Below are 4,724 nucleotides of genomic sequence, written 5' to 3'. Positions count from 1 at the left end.
GTGGTGGGCACTTTCGCCACGGCCCATCGCGACATCGCCTGGACCCTTGACGCCGAGTCCGAGCTGCCGCGTCTGCCTTTTGACGCCGAGGGTCTGCGCAAGGTGTTCATCAACCTGCTGACCAACGCGGCCGAGGCCCTGGAGGGCCGCGAGGATGGCGCCGTGGCCGTGCGCGCAAGCGCGGACCCGGCCCGCGGCCTGGCGCGCATCAGCGTGGCCGACAACGGCCCAGGCTTCAGCCAGGAGGAGCGCGCGCGCATGTTCGAGCCCTACTTCTCGCGCAAGAAGACCGGCACGGGCCTGGGGCTCACCATCGTCCGCTCCATCGTCACCGACCACAAGGGCCAGGTGCGCGTGGAGGCGGCCAGCCCCCACGGCTCGGTCTTCGTGGTGGAGCTGCCCCTGGCCTAGCGTTTTGCGGCCGCAAGCACCGCGTTCACAACGTCTTTCGTGATCTCCTGCCGCTCCGCCGCGCGGGCCGCCAGGGCCACGCGCCCCCGCTTGTAGCGCGTGCCGGGCGCGTCGGCGTTCACGCCGCCCGTGTCCGGCTGGGCGATGGTGGAGATGCTCGCCGTGTCGGGGATGAACCCGGCCAGGAGCAGCATCTCCAGCAGGCAGGAGAGGCTGGGCGCCCACTGCGGGTGCGCGCCCTTGTAGATGCGCCACCAGTGGCTTCCGTCGTCATCGTCGGCGTCGGCCGGTCGCACTCCGTTGAAGACCATGCAGGACATGGGCATGCCGGCCACGTAGGCCGTCTCCATTGCCAGCAGGCCGCCGTGGCGCATGAGGGCCCGGCATTGCGAGAGCGACACGTAGGGATCGGGCAGGTGGTACAGCACGCCCAGGTGCTGGATGATGTCGAACTCGCCGAGGATGGCCTTGTTTTCCGTCAGCCGTTCCACCTGGATGTTGAAAAAGGGGAGCACGCGGCTTTTGAGCTGCTGGCGGCAGAAGAGCAGCCGCTCGGCACTCGCGCCGCAGATGTCCGCGGTGAGCACCTCGGCCGCGCCCCGGGCCTCGGCCTCGAAGGCCCACATGCCGTCCATGGAGCCGATGTCCAGCACGCGGCGGCCTGTGTAGTCCATGCCGCTTGCGGCCCGGCGGATGTTCTCCCACAGGGGTTCCCAGTCGTGGCCGGGCGTCACCGCCCCGCCGGGCAGGGCGATCTTGTGGTACCAGGGGCCAAGCCGATTCATGTGTTCTTGCAGTTTCGCACCCATGCGTCTCTCCTGGTGGATGAATTTTCCGCCCGCATTGGCATCCGGTGTGCATGCATGTACCGGTGGCGGCTACGCATAGTATCGGATGCTTTCGTCCAAGGCTATATGGCCGGGCCGGCGCAAGGCGCGCCCGGTGGACAGCGAGTTGCGGATGGAGTCTAATGTCATGAGTTGTTTGGAGGACTGCGCAAGGTGAATGCCGAAGCGACAGAGGTGAAGGCCAGAGCCCGGTTCCGGGTGCTCAAGGACCTGGGCGTGCTGTTGAGCGGACCGGACGACCCGCGCCTGGACCCGGCGGGGCCCGAGGTTCCAGCTGTGCGGCACGTGTTTTCGGCCCACACGCCGCTGTGGTCCTACGAACAGTCGTTCTATGCGCGGCCGGTGCCCGGCGCACCGCCGGTCTTCGCGACTCTGGACCCGGCCATCAGCCTGGACGCAGTGCTGACCAGGACGCGCTTCATATGTTTGATCGGGGCGGAATTCTCTCCCGTGGTGGAGCGCCTGCTGGACGAGCAGGGCGTGCTGCTGCTGCTCTTTGAACACGATCCGCGCCGCCTGGCCCGTTTTCTGGCCCAGGTGGACCCGGCGCGTCTGGTGAACAAGGCGCTGGTGTTCCTGGGCCGCCCGCACGAATTCTACCCGCCCCTGTCCGCCCTGCTGGGCGATGGGGGCTTCCGCCTCGGTTTTCCCGTGTTCTACGCGCCCGAGGGCGCGCAGGCGCAGGACGCCGCCTACGCCGCGGAGATCATCGAGTACGTGGAGACGGTGTACTACCGCGAGCGCATCTACCCTCTGGGCAGCCAGGCCCGGTCGCGCGGCATCCCCTTCCGCGACATCGTCTCGGAGCTGTTCTACGACCAGCTGGTGCATGTGTACCAGAACCTGCCGGCCTACGCGAACAGCCCGGACATCGAGGCCTTGAGCGGCCTGTTCCAGGGCGAGACGGCCATCGTGGCCGCGGCCGGGGCCGCCCTGGCCGAGCAGTACGACTTCTTGCGTAAGAACCAGGACCGCGCGGTGATCATCGCCGTGAATTCGGCCCTGAAGCCGCTGGTCGCGGCGGGCATCAAGCCGCATTTCTGCGTGGTCAACGACAATTCCCTCCAGGTGGCCAAGACCTTCGAGGGCCTGCCCGCGCTGCGCCCGGTGATGCTGGTGGGACATTGCCTCTCCAACCTCGGGGGGCAGGCGGCCCAAGGCGGCGACGTGTTCCCGCAGAAGTTCCTGTTCAGCGAACTGCGGCCGGATGTCTTCGGGCCCCGGCCCACCCTGCGGCTGCACGGCTCGGTGCTGACCACGGGCTTCTCGCTGGCGCGGCACATGGGCTGCGCGCGCGTGGTGCTGGCCGGGGCGCTTCTGTCCTCAAACGATCCCTGGTCCTTAAGCTACGTCACGGGGAAAACCGGGCTGGGGTACGCGCCGGAGTCGCGCGAGCTGACCAACGCCTGGCCGCAGCTCTATCCCGTGACCAACCGTTTCGGGCGGCAGCGTTACACCAGCCTCAACTTTCTGGATGTGAAGCACTGGCTGTGCGAGGAGATCCGCTTAAGCGGCATTCCGGTGGTGAACACGTCCAAGGACAGCATCATCGACCTGCCGCCCGTGGAGTTCGACGAGGCCCCGGTCATCGAGCCGACAGGGCGGTTGGCCCAGGCCCTGAAGCAGGCCCACGCCGCCCGCAAGCACACGCCGCTGTGGGGGCAGGCCGTGGCCTTCGCCCAGGTGCAGACGGCCCTGCACAGCGCCTACCTGCGGCTTCTGGACGGACTTGAGCACCTGCCGCCGGAAGCCTTCCTCGAACAGGGGCGCAAGGCGCTGGACGTGCTCGACCAGAACAACATGACGTATCTTGTGCAGCGCTATGAGGACTTCGACCACGCCCAGTTCTATGTCATGATAACCAGCCCGGATCCGGTGGAATACGCGCGTGGTCTGCGCTACATTTTTGCGTACACGAGGCGCATGCTCGGCGGGCTGCTGGAGCAGCTGGCCGCGCAAGTGGTCCGCCTGGGCGAATTGGCCGCCCAGACCGGCAAATAGTCCGGGACGCCCCGGCTTGAGTCTTAAGGAGGAGCGATGCTCGACCCCGCCCAATACCGCCGCGAGGAATCCCGCGCCAAGGCCCAGCTGCCCAACTGGCGCCTGGCCCAGCGCCACGGGGCCACCCTGTTCCAGCGCGTGGGCTTCCCCGTGCGCGTGGACTGCCTGGACGAGCTGGGCATGCTGCTCGACACCATGCAGGAAGGCCGTTTCGAGGCCATTCAGCAGGAATTGGGCGGACTGGCCGAAGCCGAGCAGGAGCTGCTTGTCCAGGCCCTGGCGGAAGTGGTGCGCTTCCAGCTGGCGCACTTCGGCTCCCGCGCGCCCGTGCTGCCCCTGGACACGGTGACGGCCATGCTGGCGGCCTATCGGAAGATGCAGGCCCTTTCGTCCGGCTTTGGCCGCGTGCTGGAGGTGGGCCCGGGCTGTGGCTACCTGGGGCTGTTTTTGGCCCGGCATGCGGAGCTTGAACGCTACGCCGCGGTGGAGGCCACGGAGAGCTTCTACCTGCTGCAACACCATCTGCTGGCGCATCTTTTCGGCGCGGGTTTCCGCGAGGAGCTGGCAGCCCAGGGCCAAAGCGCCCATTTCGGCGCGGAGTTCGAAGCCGCGGCGGCAGCGCTGCCCATCATGTCCGCCCTCCCGGCCGCGTGCGCCACGCACCACCCCTGGTGGCGCCTGGGCGATCTGGCGCGGACGGAGTCCCCGGCCGCGGGCGGCAAGGGTTTCGATCTCATCGTGTGCAACGCGGCCATGCTGGAGTTCGAAGCCCCGGCCCTGCGCGACTACCTGGACCTGTTCAACCGGGTGCTGGCCCCTGGCGGGCTCGTCTTCGCCCAGTGCTTCGGCTTCGAGACCCCGGAGCGCGACCGCAACTACCTTTTGGCCGCCCTGCGCGAGGCGCGGCTGGCTCCGGTCTTCATGGCCTGGGGCGGGCACCCCAAGGGACGCGGCTTCTGGGAGCAGCGCTCTCCGGCGGGCTGTCCGGCCTTTGTCCCCGGCGCCGACGACAGGCGCTTCACCACGGCCCAGGGCGTGTTCGTGGCTGAAGGCCATCCCCTGTGGGAGGCGGCCTCCAGGCCGGAAAACTACTGCATCCACACCATGAGCGATTTCGCGCCCCTGGCGCATTTCTTCGCCCGGCCGCAAGGCGCGCGGGTGCTGAGCGCCGAGGAATTGGCGCGGAAGGTGGCCGATGCCTTGTAGCGGGCCGCCGTTCGCACTCCCGCAGCGGGCGGCCCTGCTGGCCCTGCTGGCCGTGGACCCGCGTTTCGAGGCCGAACGCGCGGCCTGCGCGGCCCGCTGGCTGGATGCCCAGCCTGGCGGCCAGCCTGTGGCTTTGTATGGCTGCGGCGGGCTGGGCCGCAGGCTGGCGCGCGACCACGCGGAAAGCCTGCGACGCGTGTCCGCCGTGTTCGCCTCCACCCAGGCCGAGGCCGACAGCTTCGAGGGGTTCCCCTGGAC

5 protein-coding genes are annotated in these 4,724 nt (G+C 68.5%); 4 read left to right on the top strand and 1 reads right to left on the bottom strand.

From position 1 onward, the window contains the following. On the top strand, positions 1-411 hold a 411-nt coding region (locus tag VN419_RS02215; protein WP_325643984.1), incomplete at its 5' end, for an ATP-binding protein. Here the strand turns inward: VN419_RS02215 and VN419_RS02210 are convergent. Next, positions 408-1,220 carry a class I SAM-dependent methyltransferase gene (locus VN419_RS02210; protein ID WP_325643981.1) on the bottom strand — a complete coding sequence of 271 codons (813 nt, stop codon included), beginning with the start codon at positions 1,218-1,220 and terminating at the stop codon, positions 408-410. The two genes, VN419_RS02215 and VN419_RS02210, sit on opposite strands and share 4 nt — an antisense overlap. Before the next feature lie 192 nt (positions 1,221-1,412). Here VN419_RS02210 and VN419_RS02205 point away from each other — a divergent pair, with 192 nt between their 5' ends. The 3 genes from VN419_RS02205 to VN419_RS02195 all read left to right on the top strand — a co-directional run. Next, positions 1,413-3,260, top strand: coding sequence for a 6-hydroxymethylpterin diphosphokinase MptE-like protein (locus tag VN419_RS02205; RefSeq protein WP_325643979.1), 1,848 nt, complete (start codon positions 1,413-1,415; stop codon positions 3,258-3,260). A gap of 36 nt (positions 3,261-3,296) precedes the next feature. Further along, on the top strand, positions 3,297-4,466 hold the full coding sequence (locus VN419_RS02200) for a class I SAM-dependent methyltransferase (RefSeq protein ID WP_325643977.1): 1,170 nt from the start codon (positions 3,297-3,299) through the stop codon (positions 4,464-4,466). Further along, a partial coding sequence (locus tag VN419_RS02195; protein ID WP_325643975.1) for a hypothetical protein occupies positions 4,456-4,724 on the top strand: 269 nt, incomplete at its 3' end. The genes VN419_RS02200 and VN419_RS02195, both read left to right, overlap by 11 nt.

Source organism: Humidesulfovibrio sp., from assembly GCF_035560995.1.
GTDB lineage: Bacteria > Desulfobacterota > Desulfovibrionia > Desulfovibrionales > Desulfovibrionaceae > Humidesulfovibrio.
The sequence above is the reverse complement of the archived record's forward strand: the minus strand, read 5'-3'. Positions and strand labels throughout refer to the sequence as shown.